We start from the raw sequence: 16,145 nt of genomic DNA on the forward strand, positions 1-16,145 counted from the left end.
ACCATGTCGAAGTTCTTTATCGATCGCCCGATCTTCGCCTGGGTGATCGCCTTGGTGATCATGCTGGTCGGGGCCTTGTCTATCCTGAAGCTGCCGATCAACCAGTACCCCAGTATCGCGCCGCCGGCCATCGCCATCGCCGTGACCTACCCGGGCGCCTCGGCGCAAACCGTGCAGGACACCGTGGTGCAGGTGATCGAGCAGCAGCTCAACGGTATCGACAACCTGCGTTATGTGTCGTCGGAAAGTAACTCCGACGGCAGCATGACCATTACCGCCACCTTCGAACAGGGCACCAACCCCGACACCGCGCAGGTACAGGTACAGAACAAGCTGAACCTGGCCACCCCGCTGCTGCCGCAGGAAGTGCAGCAGCAAGGTATCCGCGTCACCAAAGCAGTGAAGAACTTCCTGCTGGTGATTGGTCTGGTCTCCGAAGACGGCAGCATGACCAAGGACGACCTGGCCAACTACATCGTCTCGAACATGCAGGACCCGATCTCGCGTACCGCGGGTGTAGGTGACTTCCAGGTGTTCGGTGCGCAGTACGCCATGCGTATCTGGCTCGATCCGGCCAAGCTGAACAAGTTCCAGCTGACCCCGGTCGACGTCAAGACCGCTGTGGCTGCACAGAACGTGCAGGTGTCTTCCGGCCAGCTCGGCGGCCTGCCAGCCCTGCCGGGCACCCAGCTGAACGCCACCATCATCGGCAAGACCCGCCTGCAAACCGCCGAGCAGTTCGAGAACATTCTGCTCAAGGTCAACAAAGACGGTTCACAGGTGCGTCTGGGTGACGTCGCCCAAGTGGGCCTGGGGGGTGAAAACTACGCAGTCAGCGCCCAGTTCAACGGCAAGCCGGCTTCCGGCCTGGCGGTAAAACTGGCAACCGGCGCCAACGCCCTGGACACCGCCAAGGCACTGCGCGAGACCATCAAAAGCCTGGAACCGTTCTTCCCGCCGGGGGTCAAGGCGGTATTCCCGTATGACACCACCCCCGTGGTCACCGAATCGATCAGCGGCGTGATCCACACCCTGATCGAAGCCGTGGTGCTGGTGTTCCTGGTGATGTACCTGTTCCTGCAGAACTTCCGCGCCACCATCATCACCACCATGACCGTGCCGGTCGTATTGCTGGGTACCTTCGGTATCCTTGCCGCCGCGGGCTTCAGCATCAACACCCTGACCATGTTCGCCATGGTCCTGGCCATCGGCTTGCTGGTGGACGACGCCATCGTCGTGGTGGAGAACGTCGAGCGGGTCATGTCCGAAGAAGGCTTGCCGCCCAAGGAAGCGACCAAGCGCTCGATGGAACAGATCCAGGGCGCCCTGGTGGGTATCGCCCTGGTGCTCTCGGCCGTACTGCTGCCCATGGCGTTCTTTGGCGGCTCCACGGGTGTGATCTACCGGCAGTTCTCCATCACCATCGTCTCGGCCATGGGCCTGTCGGTGCTGGTTGCGCTTATCTTCACCCCGGCGCTCTGCGCAACCATGCTCAAACCGCTGAAGAAGGGCGAGCACCACACCGCCAAAGGCGGCTTCTTCGGCTGGTTCAACCGCAACTTCGACCGCAGCGTCAACGGCTACGAGCGTAGCGTAGGCACCATCCTGCGCAACAAGGTGCCATTCCTGCTGGCCTATGCGCTGATCGTGGTCGGCATGATCTGGCTGTTCGCCCGCATCCCTACCGCGTTCCTGCCAGAAGAAGACCAGGGCGTACTGTTCGCTCAGGTGCAGACCCCGGCCGGTTCCAGTGCCGAGCGCACGCAGGTCGTGGTCGACCAGATGCGTGAATACCTGCTCAAGGACGAAGCCGATACCGTATCGTCGGTGTTCACGGTCAACGGTTTCAACTTCGCAGGCCGCGGCCAGAGCTCAGGCATGGCCTTCATCATGCTCAAACCCTGGGATGAACGCTCGAAGGAGAACAGCGTGTTCGCCCTGGCCCAGCGTGCCCAGCAGCACTTCTTCACCTTCCGTGATGCGATGGTGTTCGCCTTCGCCCCGCCAGCGGTGCTTGAACTGGGTAATGCCACCGGCTTCGACGTGTTCCTTCAGGACCGCGGCGGTGTCGGCCACGCGAAGTTGATGGAGGCGCGCAACCAGTTCCTGGCCAAAGCGGCGCAGAGCAAGATCCTCAGCGCCGTGCGCCCGAACGGCCTGAACGATGAACCGCAGTACCAGCTGACCATTGATGACGAACGTGCCAGCGCCTTGGGCGTGACCATTGCCGACATCAACAACACCCTGTCGATTGCCTTGGGTGCCAGCTACGTCAACGACTTCATCGACCGTGGCCGGGTCAAGAAGGTGTACATCCAGGGCGAACCCAGCGCGCGGATGAGCCCGGAAGACCTGCAAAAATGGTACGTGCGCAACGGCGCAGGCGAGATGGTGCCGTTCTCCTCCTTCGCCAAAGGCGAATGGACCTACGGTTCGCCGAAGCTGTCGCGTTACAACGGTGTCGAAGCGATGGAAATCCTCGGTGCGCCGGCGCCTGGTTACAGTACCGGTGAAGCCATGGCCGAGGTCGAGCGCATTGCAGGCGAGCTGCCGAGCGGTATCGGCTTCTCCTGGACCGGCATGTCCTACGAGGAAAAACTCTCCGGCTCGCAGATGCCGGCGCTGTTCGCCCTCTCGGTGCTGTTCGTGTTCCTGTGCCTGGCGGCCCTGTACGAAAGCTGGTCGATCCCGATCGCTGTGGTGCTGGTGGTACCGCTGGGTATCATCGGTGCGCTGATCGCCACCAGCCTGCGCGGCCTGTCCAACGACGTGTACTTCCTGGTTGGCTTGTTGACCACCATCGGTCTTGCGGCGAAAAACGCCATTCTGATCGTGGAATTCGCCAAGGAGCTGCACGAACAAGGCCGTAGCCTGTACGACGCAGCGATTGAAGCGTGCCGCATGCGTCTGCGCCCGATCATCATGACCTCGCTGGCGTTCATCCTGGGCGTGGTACCGTTGACCATCGCCAGCGGCGCCGGCGCCGGCAGCCAGCACGCCATCGGTACTGGCGTGATCGGCGGCATGATCAGTGCGACCGTGCTGGCTATCTTCTGGGTACCGCTGTTCTTCGTCGCAGTGTCGTCGCTGTTCGGCAGCAAAGAGCCGGAAAAAGACGTCACCCCTGAAAATCCACGTTATGAGGCTGGGCAATGACCAAGTCTTTGTTGTCCCTGGCGGTAACCGCTTTCATTCTTGGCGGCTGCTCGCTGATCCCTGACTACCAGACCCCAGAGGCGCCGGTGGCTGCACAGTGGCCGCAAGGCCCTGCATACTCGCCGACGCAATCGGCGGATGTTGCCGCTGCTGAACAGGGCTGGCGCCAGTTCTTCCACGACCCGGCGCTGCAACAGCTGATCCAGACCTCGCTGGTCAATAACCGCGACCTGCGGGTCGCGGCGCTGAACCTCGATGCCTACCGTGCGCAATACCGCATTCAGCGCGCCGACCTGTTCCCGGCAGTTTCGGCCACCGGCAGTGGCAGCCGCCAGCGTGTCCCGGCGAACATGTCGCAAACAGGCGAATCTGGCATCACCAGCCAGTACTCGGCCACCTTGGGCGTCAGCGCCTACGAGCTGGACCTGTTCGGCCGCGTGCGCAGCCTGACCGAGCAGGCCCTGGAAACCTACCTCTCCAGCGAGCAGGCGCGTCGTTCCACGCAAATCGCCCTGGTAGCCAGCGTGGCCAACGCCTACTACACCTGGCAGGCCGACCAGGCCCTGTTCAAGCTGACCGAAGAAACGCTGAAGACCTACGAGGAAAGCTACAACCTCACCCGTCGCAGCAACGAGGTCGGCGTGGCATCGGCCCTGGACGTCAGCCAGGCGCGTACCGCCGTGGAAGGCGCCAGGGTCAAGTACTCGCAGTACCAGCGCCTGGTCGCCCAGGACGTCAACAGCCTGACCGTGCTGCTGGGCACCGGCATTCCTGCCGACCTGGCCAAGCCGCTGGAGCTTGATGCCGACCAACTGGCCGAAGTACCGGCCGGCCTGCCATCGGATATCCTTCAGCGTCGCCCGGACATTCAGGAAGCCGAGCACCTGCTCAAGGCTGCCAACGCCAACATTGGTGCAGCCCGCGCAGCGTTCTTCCCGAGCATCAGCCTGACCGCGAACGCCGGCAGCCTGAGCCCCGACATGGGCCACCTGTTCGCGGGCGGCCAGGGCACCTGGCTGTTCCAGCCGCAGATCAACCTGCCGATCTTCAACGCCGGTAGCCTGAAAGCCAGCCTGGACTACTCGAAAATCCAGAAGGACATCAACGTCGCCAAGTACGAAAAAACCATCCAGACGGCCTTCCAGGAAGTCTCCGATGGCCTGGCGGCACGCAAGACCTTCGAAGAGCAGTTGCAGGCCCAGCGCGACCTGGTGCAGGCGAACCAGGACTACTACCGCTTGGCCGAACGCCGTTACCGCATCGGGATTGACAGCAACCTGACCTTCCTCGATGCCCAACGCAACCTGTTCAGTGCCCAGCAAGCGCTGATCGGAGACCGCCTGTCGCAGCTGACCAGCGAGGTCAACCTGTACAAGGCGCTTGGCGGTGGCTGGTACGAGCAGACCGGGCAGGCCAACCAGCAGGCATCGGTGGAAACACCGAAAGGCTGATCGGCCTTGTTACAAAGTAGGAAGCCCACCCTTAGCGGTGGGCTTTGCTTTTTTACTGCCTGTGCCGGCCTTTTTGCGGACGAGCCCGCGCAAGGGCCGGGCCTGCTGGCCAGTATCCCTGGCGATTCACCGTCACAGCCACCACCGTATTCGCGGGTGAACCCGCTCCTACACGGATCGTGTGGCGGACACATACGGTGGTTGCGCGCAAGCCGCTGTAGAAGCGGGTTTACCCGCGAAGACGCCGCCACACGAGAGTTATTAACCAACCGGAACATTCCGTTCGATTATCGCCCCGTTCCGTTTGCGGCGAATTGCCTCACCCCCGCACTACCCCGCACCATCCCCCCACGCAACGTCACTCAAGTTCATCAAAAACACCCGCACCTGCAGGCCCGATCCCGCAGTGCACCGGCTCGACCATAAAAACAAGAGATCCACGACAGATGAGCATTTCGCTACCCGCACGTCAGCTGCTGCCTGGCCTGTTGGCCATGTCCTGCGCCCTCCCCGCATTCGCCGCCAACGAAGGTGGTTTCATCGAGGACGCCAAGGCCACCCTCAACCTGCGCAACTTCTACATCAACCGCAACTTCGTCGACCCGGCCCACCCACAGGGCAAGGCCGAGGAATGGACACAAAGCTTCATCCTCGATGCCCGTTCCGGTTTCACCCAGGGCACGGTCGGTTTCGGCGTGGACGTACTGGGCCTGTACTCGGTCAAGCTCGACGGTGGCAAAGGCACCACCAACACTCACCTGCTGCCCGTGCATGGCGACGGCCGCCCGGCCGATGATTTTGGTCGGCTGGGTGTGGCGCTGAAGGCCAAGCTGTCCGAAACCGAGCTGAAAGTCGGTGAATGGATGCCGGTACTGCCAATCCTGCGTTCGGACGATGGCCGCTCACTGCCGCAAACCTTCCGCGGTGGCCAGCTGACCTCCAAGGAAATCGCCGGCCTGACCCTGTACGCCGGCCAGTTCCGCGGCAACAGCCCGCGCAACGATGCCAGCATGGAAGACATGTCGCTCAACGGCAAAGCCGCCTTCACCTCCGACCGTTTCAACTTCGGCGGCGGTGAGTACACCTTCAACGACAAGCGCACCATGATCGGGCTGTGGGATGCCCAGCTCAAGGACATCTACCGCCAGCAATACCTCAACCTGACGCACAGCCAGCCGCTGGGCGACTGGACGCTGGGCGCCAACCTGGGCTACTTCATCGGCAAGGAAGATGGCGCCGAACGGGCCGGCAAGCTGGACAACCGCACCGCCTCCGCCTTGCTTTCGGCGCGCTACCAAGGCCACACCTTTTACGTTGGCCTGCAGAAGGTCAGCGGCGACGATGCCTGGATGCGGGTCAATGGCACCAGTGGCGGTACCCTGGCCAACGACAGCTACAATTCAAGCTTCGACAATGCCAAGGAGCGTTCCTGGCAGGTTCGCCATGACTTCAACTTCGCCACCGTCGGCGTACCCGGCCTGACCCTGATGAACCGCTATATCAAGGGTGACAACGTCACCGTGGGCAGCGTGGACGATGGCAAGGAATGGGCACGGGAAACAGAGCTGGCCTATGTCGTGCAGTCGGGCAGCTTCAAGGACCTGTCGGTGAAATGGCGCAACTCGACCATGCGTCGCGACTTCAGCACCAACGCGTTCGATGAGAACCGCTTGATCGTGAGTTATCCGCTGAATCTTCTGTGAATCAAATGGCCTCTTCGCGGATAAACCCGCGAGGAGGCCAGACGCCTCCTCAAATGACCTGAAGCCATAAAAATCCATGCCCCTTTTTTGAAGGCATGATTTGCAACAGCTTGATGAAATCCCTGCCATGAATTTGCCAGTGCACGCTGCCGCCATTCGCTGAGCTGATGATGGTGGTGACTGCAGGCTATCCTGATCACTATCAGGTACAGGTGAAACAAAGCAGAACAGGGAGGCACAACAATGAAAACCCTCGTCGACCACCTGAGCCAATACGCCAACTACCACCGCGATCCGCGCAATATCGCCACCCACTTCGTCGGCATCCCCATGATCGTGCTGGCAGTCACCATCCTGCTTTCACGCCCAGGCTGGGAGATAGCTGGCATGTGGCTGTCCCCTGCCCTGGTGGCAGCGGCGGCGTCTGTGTGGTTCTACTTGCGCCTGGACCTGCGCTTCGGGCTGGTGATGGGGCTGTTGCTGGGCCTGTGCCTGTGGGTCGGTGAGGCGCTGGCAGTACAGTCGACAACGCTATGGCTCGGCGCCGGGCTGGGAGCGTTCGTGGTGGGCTGGATCATCCAGTTCATCGGCCATTACTACGAAGGCCGCAAACCGGCATTTGTTGACGACGTGAGTGGCCTGATCATCGGGCCGCTGTTCGTGGTGGCGGAAGCTGCGTTCATGCTGGGCCTGTGCCCGACCCTGAAGCGCGCCGTGGAAACCAACGCCGGCCCGATTGCCATGCGGCAAAAAAAGGCATCGGTGTAAAGGCCATTCGCGGGCAAGCGCCCTGTTGCAGGGGGCTTGCCCGCGAACACGGTTTACTGGCGCGACTCTACGCCAAGTTCATCCCACACCGACTCAGCCATGTGGAACGTGGCATTGGCCGCCGGAATGCCGCAGTAGATCGCGCTCTGCATCAGCACTTCCTTGATCTCGTCGCGGGTCACACCATTGTTGGCCGCCGCACGCAGGTGCAGCTTCAGCTCGTCGTTGCGGTTCATGCCAATCAGCATGGCGATGGTGATCAGGCTACGGGTATGACGCGGTAGCCCCGGGCGGGTCCAGATGTCACCCCAGGCGTGGCGGGTGATCATTTCCTGGAACTCGCCATTGAAGTCGTTAAGCTTCTCCAGGCTGCGGTCCACGTGGGCATCACCCAGCACTGCGCGGCGCACTTGCATGCCAGCGTCGTAACGTTGTTTCTCGTCCATGGCGTTGTCCTCAGTGAGCCAGCAGAAAATCGAGCACGCGGCGGCTGAAGGCCTCGCCAATCTCGACATTGGACAGGTGCGCCGCCGGGAAGTCGACGTACTCGGCACCTTGGATACCGGCCTGCATGAAGCGGCCATGCTCAGGGGTGGTAACCACGTCTTCCGTACCGGCAACGATCAGCGCGGGCACCTGGATGCGGCCCAGTTGCTCACGATAATCAGCGTCACGTACTGCTGCACAGTTGCCTGCGTAGCCTTGCGGGCTGGTTTGCGCCAGCATCTGGCAGATACGCTGGGCCTGCTCCGCCTGTGCCTGGGCAAAGCCCGGGGTGAACCAGCGGGCGATAGAGGCATCGCGCAGGTCGACCATGGCCTGCTGGCCGCCTTTGAGTACCGTGTCGATACGGGTGTTCCACACCTCGTCGTTGGCGATCTTGGCGGCCGTGTTGCACAGGGTCAGGCTGTGCAGGCGCTCACCTGCATGAATACCCAGCCACTGGCCGATCAGGCCTCCCATCGACAGGCCGACGAAGTGAGCCTTTTGAATGTCCAGGCCATCGAGCAGGGCCAGCACGTCGCGGCCCAGCTGTTCGATGCTGTAAGGGCCTTCTGTGACCAGCGATGCGCCGTGACCACGGGTGTCATAGCGCAGCACCCGGAAGTGCTGGCTCCAGAGCGGAATCTGGGTGTCCCACATGCCCAGGTCGGTACCCAGCGAGTTGGACAGGACCAGCACCGGGGCGTCATCCGGGCCATCGATCTGGTAATTCAAAACGCCATCGGCCAGTTGCAAGTGCGCCACAGCGGTCTCCTTCAGGCAGTAAAACGTTGATGTTCGGACACGGCGCGCGCCACCCAGACGCGGGCCTGGCCCAGGTAATGGGCAGGGTCGAGCAGGCGATCGAGTTCTTCGCCAGACAGCTCGGCGCTGACCTGCGGCTCGTCACCCAGCACGGCACGCAGGTGCCGCTGTTCGGCCACCGCGCGCTGGCAGCATTGTTCCAGCAGGTGGTGGGCACGGTCGCGACCCAGACGCTGGGCGAGGACGATGCTAACCGCCTCAGCCAGCACCAGGCCTTGTGTCAGGTCGAGGTTACGGCGCATGCGCGCGGCATCCACCTCCATGCCCTCGGCAATCACTTGAGCCTGGCGCAGGGCACCCGAGACCAGGCAGCAGATGTCCGGCAGGGTTTCCCACTCGGCATGCCATAGGCCCAGGCTGCGTTCGTGCTCCTGAGGCATGGCTGCAAACAGCGTCGACAGCAGGCCCGGCACGCGGGTTGCGGCACCGATCAACACGGCGGCACCCACCGGGTTGCGCTTGTGTGGCATGGTCGAAGAACCCCCCTTGCCCGGCGCAGAAGGCTCAAATACCTCCCCCGCCTCGGTTTGCATCAGCAAGCTGATATCACGGCCAAACTTGCCCAGGCTGCCGGCAACCAGGCCCAGCACCGAGGCAAACTCCACCAGGCGGTCGCGTTGGGTGTGCCAGGGCTGCTCGGGCAGGGACAGCTTGAGCTGTTCGGCCAGCGCTTCGGCCACCGGCATTGCCTTGCTGCCCAGGGCCGCCAGGCTGCCCGAGGCACCGCCGAACTGCAGGACCAGCAGGCGCGGGCGCAGTTCCTGCAGGCGCTGACGGTGGCGGGTCAAAGCCCCCAGTACACCGGCCAGTTTCATGCCCAGAGTCACCGGGGTGGCGTGTTGCAACCAGGTACGACCCACCAATGGCGTATCGGCGTGCTTCAAGGCCTGCTGCGACAGGGTATCGGCCAGCTTGCCGAGGTCGGCCTCGATCAAATCGAGGGCATCGCGCAGCTGCAGAACCAGACCCGTGTCCATCGCATCCTGACTGGTGGCCCCAAGGTGCACATAGCGCTCAGCCTCAGGTACGCCAGTGGCGATCACCTTGCCCAACGCTTTCACCAGCGGAATGGCCGAGTTGCCGGCGGTGGCGATGGCATTGGCCAACGCACCAACGTCATAGCGCTCGGCCTGGCATGCCGCCTCGATGGCTGCTACCGCGCTGTGCGGGACCAAACCGGCAGAGGCTTCGGCACGGGCAAGCGCTGCTTCGAAATCCAGCATGCCCTGCAGGCGGCCACGGTCGGAGAAAATCTCGCGCATGGCCGGCGCGGTGAAATAGGCGTCGAACAGTTGGTTGCTCATGCAGCGTCCTTAGTCATCATGGTGCAGGTACGCCGCCTGCTTCGGCAGGCGCAGGCTGAACAGGAAGGCAATCGCCATCATCGCCGTGACGTACCAATAGAAAGTGTTTTCCATCCCCAGGGTCTTCAGGCCCAGGGCCACATACTCGGCCGAACCGCCGAATGCTGCGTTCGCCACCGCATAGGCCAGGCCAACACCCAGTGCACGCACCTGCGGCGGGAACATCTCAGCCTTCACCAGACCGCTGATCGAGGTGTAGAAACTGACGATACACAGGGCCAGGCTGATCAGCACGAAGGCCATGAACGGGCTGGTCACGGTTTTCAGTGCCATCAGCAGCGGCACGGTGCACAGGGTACCGAGGCCGCCGAACAGCAGCATCGAATTGCGCCGACCGATACGGTCGGACAGCATGCCGAAGAACGGCTGCAACACCATGAACAGGAACAACGCCCCGGTCATCACGTAGCTGGCGTTCTTGGCTGTCATGCCCGCGGTGTTGACCAGGTACTTCTGCATGTAGGTGGTGAAAGTATAGAAAATCAGCGAGCCACCCGCGGTGTAGCCCAGTACCGTGATGAACGCCGCTGCGTGATTGCGGAACAGGCCTGCGATAGAACCTGCATCCTTGTCATTGCGGGCTTCGGCGCTACTGGTCTCGTGCAGCGAACGGCGCAACATCAGCGAGATCAGGGCGGCGATGGCCCCCACCACGAAGGGAATGCGCCAGCCCCAGGCCCGCAGTTCATCTTCAGTCAGCAGCTGTTGCAGGATCACCACGACCAATACCGCCAGCAACTGGCCACCGATCAGGGTGACGTACTGGAACGAAGCAAAGAAGCCGCGCTGCCCACGCAGTGCCACTTCACTCATGTAGGTGGCCGTGGTGCCGTATTCGCCCCCTACCGACAGCCCCTGGATCAGGCGGGCCAGCAATAGCAGCGCCGGGGCCCAGGTGCCGATGCTGGCATAGGTGGGCAGGCAGGCGATCATCAGGGAGCCGAAGCACATCATCAGCACCGAGATCATCAGGGAGTTCTTGCGACCGTGGCGGTCGGCGAGGCGGCCGAAGATCCAGCCACCAATGGGGCGCATCAGGAAGCCTGCGGCGAATACACCTGCCGTGTTCAACAGCTGCACGGTGGGGTCGTCGGAGGGGAAGAAGGCCGGGGCAAAGTAGATCGCGCAGAAGGCGTAGACGTAGAAGTCGAACCATTCCACCAGGTTGCCTGACGAGGCACCGACAATTGCGAAGATGCGCTTGCTGCGTTCTTCGCCGGTGTAATAGGTTGAGGTCATGAGGGTTTCACTCCTGGAGGGTCCTAGGTAAGTCTAGACATACCTAGTAACACACTCGTTCCGCTATCTGGCTGGCAATTGGCCTTGTGTCTCACAGGACAGACCTCTTCGCGGGCAAGCCCGCCCCACAGGTGATTGCGTGGATCCCTGTAAGAGCGGGCTTGCCCGCGAAGCGGCCGGTACAGGTCAAACCCGCTCGATGGCCAGTGCCAGACCTTGGCCAACGCCCACACACATGGTCGCCAGGCCTTTACGCCCACCACTCTTCTCCAGTTGGTGCAGCGCAGTCAGCACCAGGCGTGCACCGCTCATGCCCAGCGGATGGCCCAGGGCAATGGCGCCACCATTAGGGTTTACCTGTGGTGCATCGTCAGCGACACCCAGCTCACGCAGCACCGCCAGGCCTTGACTGGCAAATGCTTCGTTAAGCTCGATCACGTCGAAATCGCTTACCGCAACCCCCAGACGCTCGGTCAGCTTGCGCACCGCCGGTACCGGGCCAATGCCCATGACACGTGGAGCAACGCCGCCGCTGGCCATGCCCAGAACGCGGGCACGCGGGGTCAGGCCGTGTTTCTTCACCGCTGCGGCCGAGGCCAGGATCATCGCCGCAGCACCGTCGTTCACGCCCGAGGCGTTGCCGGCGGTGACCGTCTTGTCCGGGCCGTTGACCGGTTTGAGCTTGGTCAGCGCCTCCAGCGTGGTTTCCGGGCGCAGGTGTTCGTCACGTTCGACGATGATTTCGCCCTTCTTGTGAGCGATACGCACCGGCACAATTTCTTCGGCAAAGAAGCCGGCAGCCTGTGCAGCGGCAGCCTTCTGCTGGCTGCGCAGGGCGAAAGCGTCCTGGTCGGCACGCGAAACCTGATAGTCGTCAGCCACGTTGTCGGCGGTTTCCGGCATGGAATCCACACCGTACTGGCTCTTCATCAGCGGGTTGATGAAACGCCAGCCAATGGTGGTGTCTTCCAGCTTCATGTTGCGCGAATAGGCGCTTTCAGCCTTGCCCATGACGAACGGGGCGCGCGACATCGACTCGACGCCACCGGCAATCACCAGTTCCATCTCGCCGCTGGCGATGGCGCGGAACGCGGTGCCGATGGCATCCATACCCGACGCGCACAGGCGGTTCAAGGTGACGCCCGGGATGCTTTCCGGCAGGCCGGCCAGCAGCAGTGCCATACGGGCCACGTTGCGGTTGTCTTCACCGGCCTGGTTGGCGCAGCCGAAGAACACTTCGTCTACCTGGTCCCACTGCACGCCAGGGTTGCGCTCGATCAGCGCCTTCAGCGGCACGGCTGCCAGGTCGTCGGCCCGCACGCTGGCCAGGGCGCCGCCAAAGCGGCCGATCGGGGTACGGATGGCGTCACATATGAATACGTCGTGCATCAGGCTTCTCCTGCCAGCTGACCATGATCAGCGGCGGTACGGGCGTCGAGGTCACGCATGGCGGACGGCTCGATTGGGGTGGGTGTGGAAATGGTCTGCGCGTGGCATTTGGAGGCTCCTGGTCAGGGTGCTTCGATGAACCCAGATTAAGGAGACTGGTGGGCGCCTTACAATCCGATAATCGACTATTTGTGCGATTAACGAACCATTTGTTGCGCAACTGCCCACGCCCACCGCAGGGCAGCTGTGCGCCCTGATCGCAGCACAACGCCGCACCTGTCGGCGCGGCGTTGCGCTGTGAATGGGCCGTACCGCGGCCCTCGCCCTCAGGTTGCGTCGGCGTGGCTGACCAGCCCCTTGACGACCACACCCACAGTCGCCAGCGCTGCCGGCACCAGCAACGCCGTCAGCACCTGCTCGAAGTTCCAGCCCAGGCCAAGCAGCGTTGCACCACTCCAGGCCCCAAGAATCGCACCAAAGCGGCCAATACCCAGCATCCACGATACACCTGTGGCACGGCCCTGAGTGGGATAGAAGCGCGCCGCCAGCGATGGCATTGCCGACTGCGCACCGTTCACACACATACCGGCAACCAGTACCAACGTACCTAGCAAGGTGATGTTGCCCAGGCTCTGCCCCACTGCGTAGGCGAACACCCCGGCCAGCAGATAGAAAATGCCAATCACCTTGTGCGGGTTGAAACGGTCCATGGCCCAACCCACGCCGACTGCACTCAGCACGCCGCCAAACTGGAACAGCGCACCGATGAACGCCGCCTGCTCCATGCTCGCGCCGCTGTCACGCATCAGGGTTGGCAGCCAGCTGGTCAGAAGGTAGACGATCACCAGGCCCATGAAATAGGTCAGCCACAGCAACACGGTACCCAAGCCGTAGGTGCCAGAGAAGATCACCGCGAACACGTTGCGCGCAGCCACCGCCTTTTGCTCAGGCACGCTGAAACTGCCTGCCTCGGCCACCACTTGCGGGGCGATTGGCGACAAGGTCTTGCGCACCTTGTCGGTGCCGCGGTTGCGCACCACCAGGAACCGCGCCGACTCCGGCAGCCAGACCATCAGCACCAGCGCCAGCAGCAACGGCAGCACGCCACCGATGACCAGCAGGCTGTGCCAGCCGTAGGCCGGGATCATCTTGGCGGAAATGAAGCCACCACCCGCCATGCCCAGGTTGAAGCCACAGAACATGCTGGTCACCAGCAGCGACTTGAGGCGCTCCGGGGTGTATTCGGACAACAGCGTGGTAGCGTTGGGCATGCCTGCACCCAGGCCCAGGCCAGTCAGGAAGCGCAGTATCAGCAACTGGTCGACGTTGGTGGCATAGGCCGAGGCCAGGCTGAAACCACCAAATACCAGCACCGCCCCCACCAGCACGCCTTTGCGGCCGAAACGGTCAGCCAGGGGCCCGGAGCCCAGGGCGCCGAACACCATGCCGATCAACGCGGCACTCATGACCGGCCCAAGGCTGGCGCGGTCGATTCCCCACTCTTGCGACAGTGCCGGGGCGATGAAACCCATGGCAGCAGTGTCCAGGCCATCGAGGAAGACGATCAGAAAGCACAGCAGCACGACTCGCCACTGATAGCGGGACAGCGGCTGCTGATTGATGAACGACTGAACGTCGAGGCTTTTGCCGACGTTGGTTTGCGCTTGATTCATTATTGTTATCCAGAATGAGGGACACAGTCAGGCCATTGCACGCGGGTAACCGGTACAAAGGCGATGATTGGGGTATATGGCCTGGGTCAGCCTGGATACAACGGTACTGCATGCGGGTGCGGCCGCAGCAGCGAGGTGACAGTATTCATGCGTAAGTGCCTCTTATGTTTTTCTTGTTCGGTCGGCTAGCCGACCGTTGCGAGAGACATTAATCAGCGGGCCGGGGTGAAGCAATTCACCCGGCACGACACTGTGCGTTTATCGCACAAGAAACGGTTTTGCCTGTTCTGATCCGGGGCCGCAACGTGCTCCCTGCGGTTTCAACCAAACAACTGATGGCAAAGGTCTCGACTGGCTGCCAGTAAAATCGGCAAGAACCGCTGCTCCAATTCACTGCGGGTCACCCGCCCAACATGGGTACTTACGTTCAAGGCAGCCAACACCTGCCCCGAAGCGTCATACACCGGCACTGCAATCGATCGCAGCCCCTGTTCCAGTTCCTGGTCCACCACGCACCAGCCCTGGGCGCGCACCTGCTGGATGCAGGCGAACAACGATTCGGGATCATTCAGGGTGCGGCTGGTGCGCGCTTTGAGATCAGCACGTTCCAGATACTCACGCAGGCTGGTGTCGTCCATGGCCGCCAGCAGAATGCGCCCCATCGACGTGCAGTAGGCCGGCAGGCGTCCCCCCACCGAGAGATCGACCGAAATCAGCCGCTCGACCGTGGCCGAACGGGCTATATAAAGGATGTCGTCGCCTTCGAGGGTGGCCATGTTGGCCGCCTCATGCAACTGGTCGCTGATGCGATCCAGGTACGGCTGGGCAGAAATTGCCAGTGGCGTCGACGACAGGTAAGCATGCCCCAGGGTCAGCACTTTGGGCAGCAGCGAATAGGTACGCCCGTCGGTGGTGGCGTAACCCAGTTTGATCAACGTGTGCAGGCAACGGCGCACCGCTGCGCGAGGGATTTCAGTACGGTGGCTGATCTGGGCGATGGTCAGGTGGCGCTTGCGCTCCTGGAATGCCTGGATCACCGCCAGGCCACGTGCCAGCGAGGTCATGAAGTCCGGGTCACCGGTAAAGGCCTGGATGCGCTTGGCCGGGGAAGCCACGATCGGCGGCGCCATGGCAGCCGAAGCAGGTCGCGCCACCTCTGCATTGCCGGAATCGTTGCCCAGGGTTTCGTCACTCATCGCACACCTCAAAAAAAACACCGGTTCGTGCGATTATCGAACAAACGGCCGATAATCGCAATTGACCGCCGACACTTTTGCTTATACCTTTCTCATGCCACTTGTGGCTTCTTTGGAGAGACTGGTCAGGTACCCACCGTAGAAGTCCCCAGGCAACGGCCTCGCCTTTCGGCGAGGCCGTTTTTCATTACGGCCCGCCCTGACATTGCAACGAACTTCTATCCGTCATTCCTTTCTAACTTGTACGAAAGGTCCAAACTGTTCGCGGGCACATCCTGCTATTTACGCCAGATGATGTCAGGGCTGAGTAAATTAACGATGATCGGCGAATTATCGGTTGCTATAATCGATTGCGCAGGCCCTCCGCTTACCGTGGTCATGGAACCTTCCGCTTTATCAAGCCGTTGCGGCCCGCAAGGCAAAATGCATGTTGCACAATGCATAACAACAGTCATTACACTTATTTCAGGTACTGCACGTGACGAAAGATGAACTGCGCGCGGAACTCGAGCGCCAGGCTGAACGTTACAAGGATGTTTATGGTGGCGAAGTCACCACATACGCCGCACAACCGGATCCGGAACGCAAACCCTGGCGCAAGCGTGCCAGCGTTCGTGACCAGGCCTTCAGCCAGGAACTGGAACGCATCGAAAAAGAACTGCGCAGCGACAACCCCTGAGCGTCGGGGGCGCCCTCTGCGTGTCGTCGCCCGGTGCACCCGGGCGAGGTCGATCTTTACTGTCTGGCCGATGATGAAATGGAATCACACAAATTTCATACGGCCGTTTGAATTTTAGGGAAATGACCATTTCTCAACATTTCGGCCTTATTTCGCCATATTTTGTGATTTTTTACCGCCATTTATCGCATTGAGCGCCCCCCTCCGCACGACACGGTT

12 protein-coding genes are annotated in these 16,145 nt (G+C 61.8%); 5 read left to right on the top strand and 7 right to left on the bottom strand.

Features of this window, described 5'->3' with window-relative positions; all coding sequences use genetic code 11:
* Positions 1-3: 3 nt before the first annotated feature.
* The 4 genes from ttgB (at position 4) to ACTJJN_RS21335 (ending at position 7,078) form a co-directional block, all read left to right on the top strand.
* Positions 4-3,156 carry a multidrug efflux RND transporter permease subunit TtgB gene (gene ttgB / locus ACTJJN_RS21320; RefSeq protein ID WP_003251956.1) on the top strand — a complete coding sequence of 1,051 codons (3,153 nt, stop codon included), beginning with the start codon at positions 4-6 and terminating at the stop codon, positions 3,154-3,156.
* Positions 3,153-4,607 (top strand): AdeC/AdeK/OprM family multidrug efflux complex outer membrane factor, encoded by a 1,455-nt coding sequence (locus tag ACTJJN_RS21325; protein ID WP_003251955.1) that lies wholly within the window; start codon positions 3,153-3,155, stop codon positions 4,605-4,607. Before ttgB ends, ACTJJN_RS21325 begins: the two co-directional genes overlap by 4 nt.
* A 446-nt stretch (positions 4,608-5,053) precedes the next feature.
* Positions 5,054-6,310 (top strand): OprD family porin, encoded by a 1,257-nt coding sequence (locus ACTJJN_RS21330; RefSeq protein ID WP_014754361.1) that lies wholly within the window; start codon positions 5,054-5,056, stop codon positions 6,308-6,310.
* Positions 6,311-6,553: 243 nt separating this feature from the next.
* Positions 6,554-7,078: an Mpo1 family 2-hydroxy fatty acid dioxygenase gene (locus ACTJJN_RS21335; protein WP_003251951.1), complete on the top strand. Its 525-nt coding sequence runs from the start codon at positions 6,554-6,556 to the stop codon at positions 7,076-7,078.
* Between the two features lie 53 nt (positions 7,079-7,131).
* Here ACTJJN_RS21335 and pcaC read toward each other — a convergent pair whose 3' ends face one another.
* From pcaC to pcaR, 7 genes are all read right to left on the bottom strand, one after another.
* Positions 7,132-7,524, bottom strand: coding sequence for a 4-carboxymuconolactone decarboxylase (pcaC, locus tag ACTJJN_RS21340; RefSeq protein WP_003251949.1), 393 nt, complete (start codon positions 7,522-7,524; stop codon positions 7,132-7,134).
* Positions 7,525-7,534: 10 nt separating this feature from the next.
* Complete coding sequence (pcaD, locus tag ACTJJN_RS21345; RefSeq protein ID WP_014754363.1) at positions 7,535-8,326, bottom strand: 3-oxoadipate enol-lactonase; 792 nt, start codon at positions 8,324-8,326, stop codon at positions 7,535-7,537.
* Between the two features lie 11 nt (positions 8,327-8,337).
* Complete coding sequence (locus ACTJJN_RS21350; protein ID WP_003251947.1) at positions 8,338-9,690, bottom strand: 3-carboxy-cis,cis-muconate cycloisomerase; 1,353 nt, start codon at positions 9,688-9,690, stop codon at positions 8,338-8,340.
* Positions 9,691-9,699: 9 nt separating this feature from the next.
* A complete protein-coding gene (locus ACTJJN_RS21355; protein ID WP_003251946.1) occupies positions 9,700-10,989 on the bottom strand; it encodes an MFS family transporter in 1,290 nt (429 codons plus the stop codon).
* A gap of 186 nt (positions 10,990-11,175) precedes the next feature.
* Complete coding sequence (gene pcaF / locus ACTJJN_RS21360; RefSeq protein WP_172830960.1) at positions 11,176-12,381, bottom strand: 3-oxoadipyl-CoA thiolase; 1,206 nt, start codon at positions 12,379-12,381, stop codon at positions 11,176-11,178.
* Positions 12,382-12,704: 323 nt separating this feature from the next.
* The gene (locus tag ACTJJN_RS21365) at positions 12,705-14,051 is read right to left on the bottom strand and encodes an MFS transporter (RefSeq protein ID WP_440781596.1); all 1,347 of its coding nucleotides are present in this window, start codon (positions 14,049-14,051) and stop codon (positions 12,705-12,707) included.
* 320 nt (positions 14,052-14,371) lie between these two features.
* On the bottom strand, positions 14,372-15,247 hold the full coding sequence (gene pcaR / locus ACTJJN_RS21370; RefSeq protein ID WP_003251938.1) for a pca regulon transcriptional regulator PcaR: 876 nt from the start codon (positions 15,245-15,247) through the stop codon (positions 14,372-14,374).
* A gap of 478 nt (positions 15,248-15,725) precedes the next feature.
* Between pcaR and ACTJJN_RS21375 the strand changes: the two genes are divergently transcribed.
* A complete protein-coding gene (locus tag ACTJJN_RS21375; protein WP_003251937.1) occupies positions 15,726-15,926 on the top strand; it encodes a hypothetical protein in 201 nt (66 codons plus the stop codon).
* The last annotated feature ends 219 nt before the right edge of the window (positions 15,927-16,145 follow it).

This window comes from Pseudomonas sp. 22515 (assembly GCF_052044625.1).
GTDB classification, from domain to species: domain Bacteria; phylum Pseudomonadota; class Gammaproteobacteria; order Pseudomonadales; family Pseudomonadaceae; genus Aquipseudomonas; species Aquipseudomonas alloputida.

Coding starts and splice junctions, on each gene's coding strand:
- ACTJJN_RS21355 (WP_003251946.1), bottom strand. CDS start 10,989: ATGACCTCAACCTATTACACCGGCGAAGAACGCAGCAAGCGCATCTTC.
- ACTJJN_RS21325 (WP_003251955.1), top strand. CDS start 3,153: ATGACCAAGTCTTTGTTGTCCCTGGCGGTAACCGCTTTCATTCTTGGC.
- pcaC (WP_003251949.1), bottom strand. CDS start 7,524: ATGGACGAGAAACAACGTTACGACGCTGGCATGCAAGTGCGCCGCGCA.
- ACTJJN_RS21335 (WP_003251951.1), top strand. CDS start 6,554: ATGAAAACCCTCGTCGACCACCTGAGCCAATACGCCAACTACCACCGC.
- ACTJJN_RS21350 (WP_003251947.1), bottom strand. CDS start 9,690: ATGAGCAACCAACTGTTCGACGCCTATTTCACCGCGCCGGCCATGCGC.
- ACTJJN_RS21365 (WP_440781596.1), bottom strand. CDS start 14,051: ATGAATCAAGCGCAAACCAACGTCGGCAAAAGCCTCGACGTTCAGTCG.
- pcaR (WP_003251938.1), bottom strand. CDS start 15,247: ATGAGTGACGAAACCCTGGGCAACGATTCCGGCAATGCAGAGGTGGCG.
- ACTJJN_RS21330 (WP_014754361.1), top strand. CDS start 5,054: ATGAGCATTTCGCTACCCGCACGTCAGCTGCTGCCTGGCCTGTTGGCC.
- ttgB (WP_003251956.1), top strand. CDS start 4: ATGTCGAAGTTCTTTATCGATCGCCCGATCTTCGCCTGGGTGATCGCC.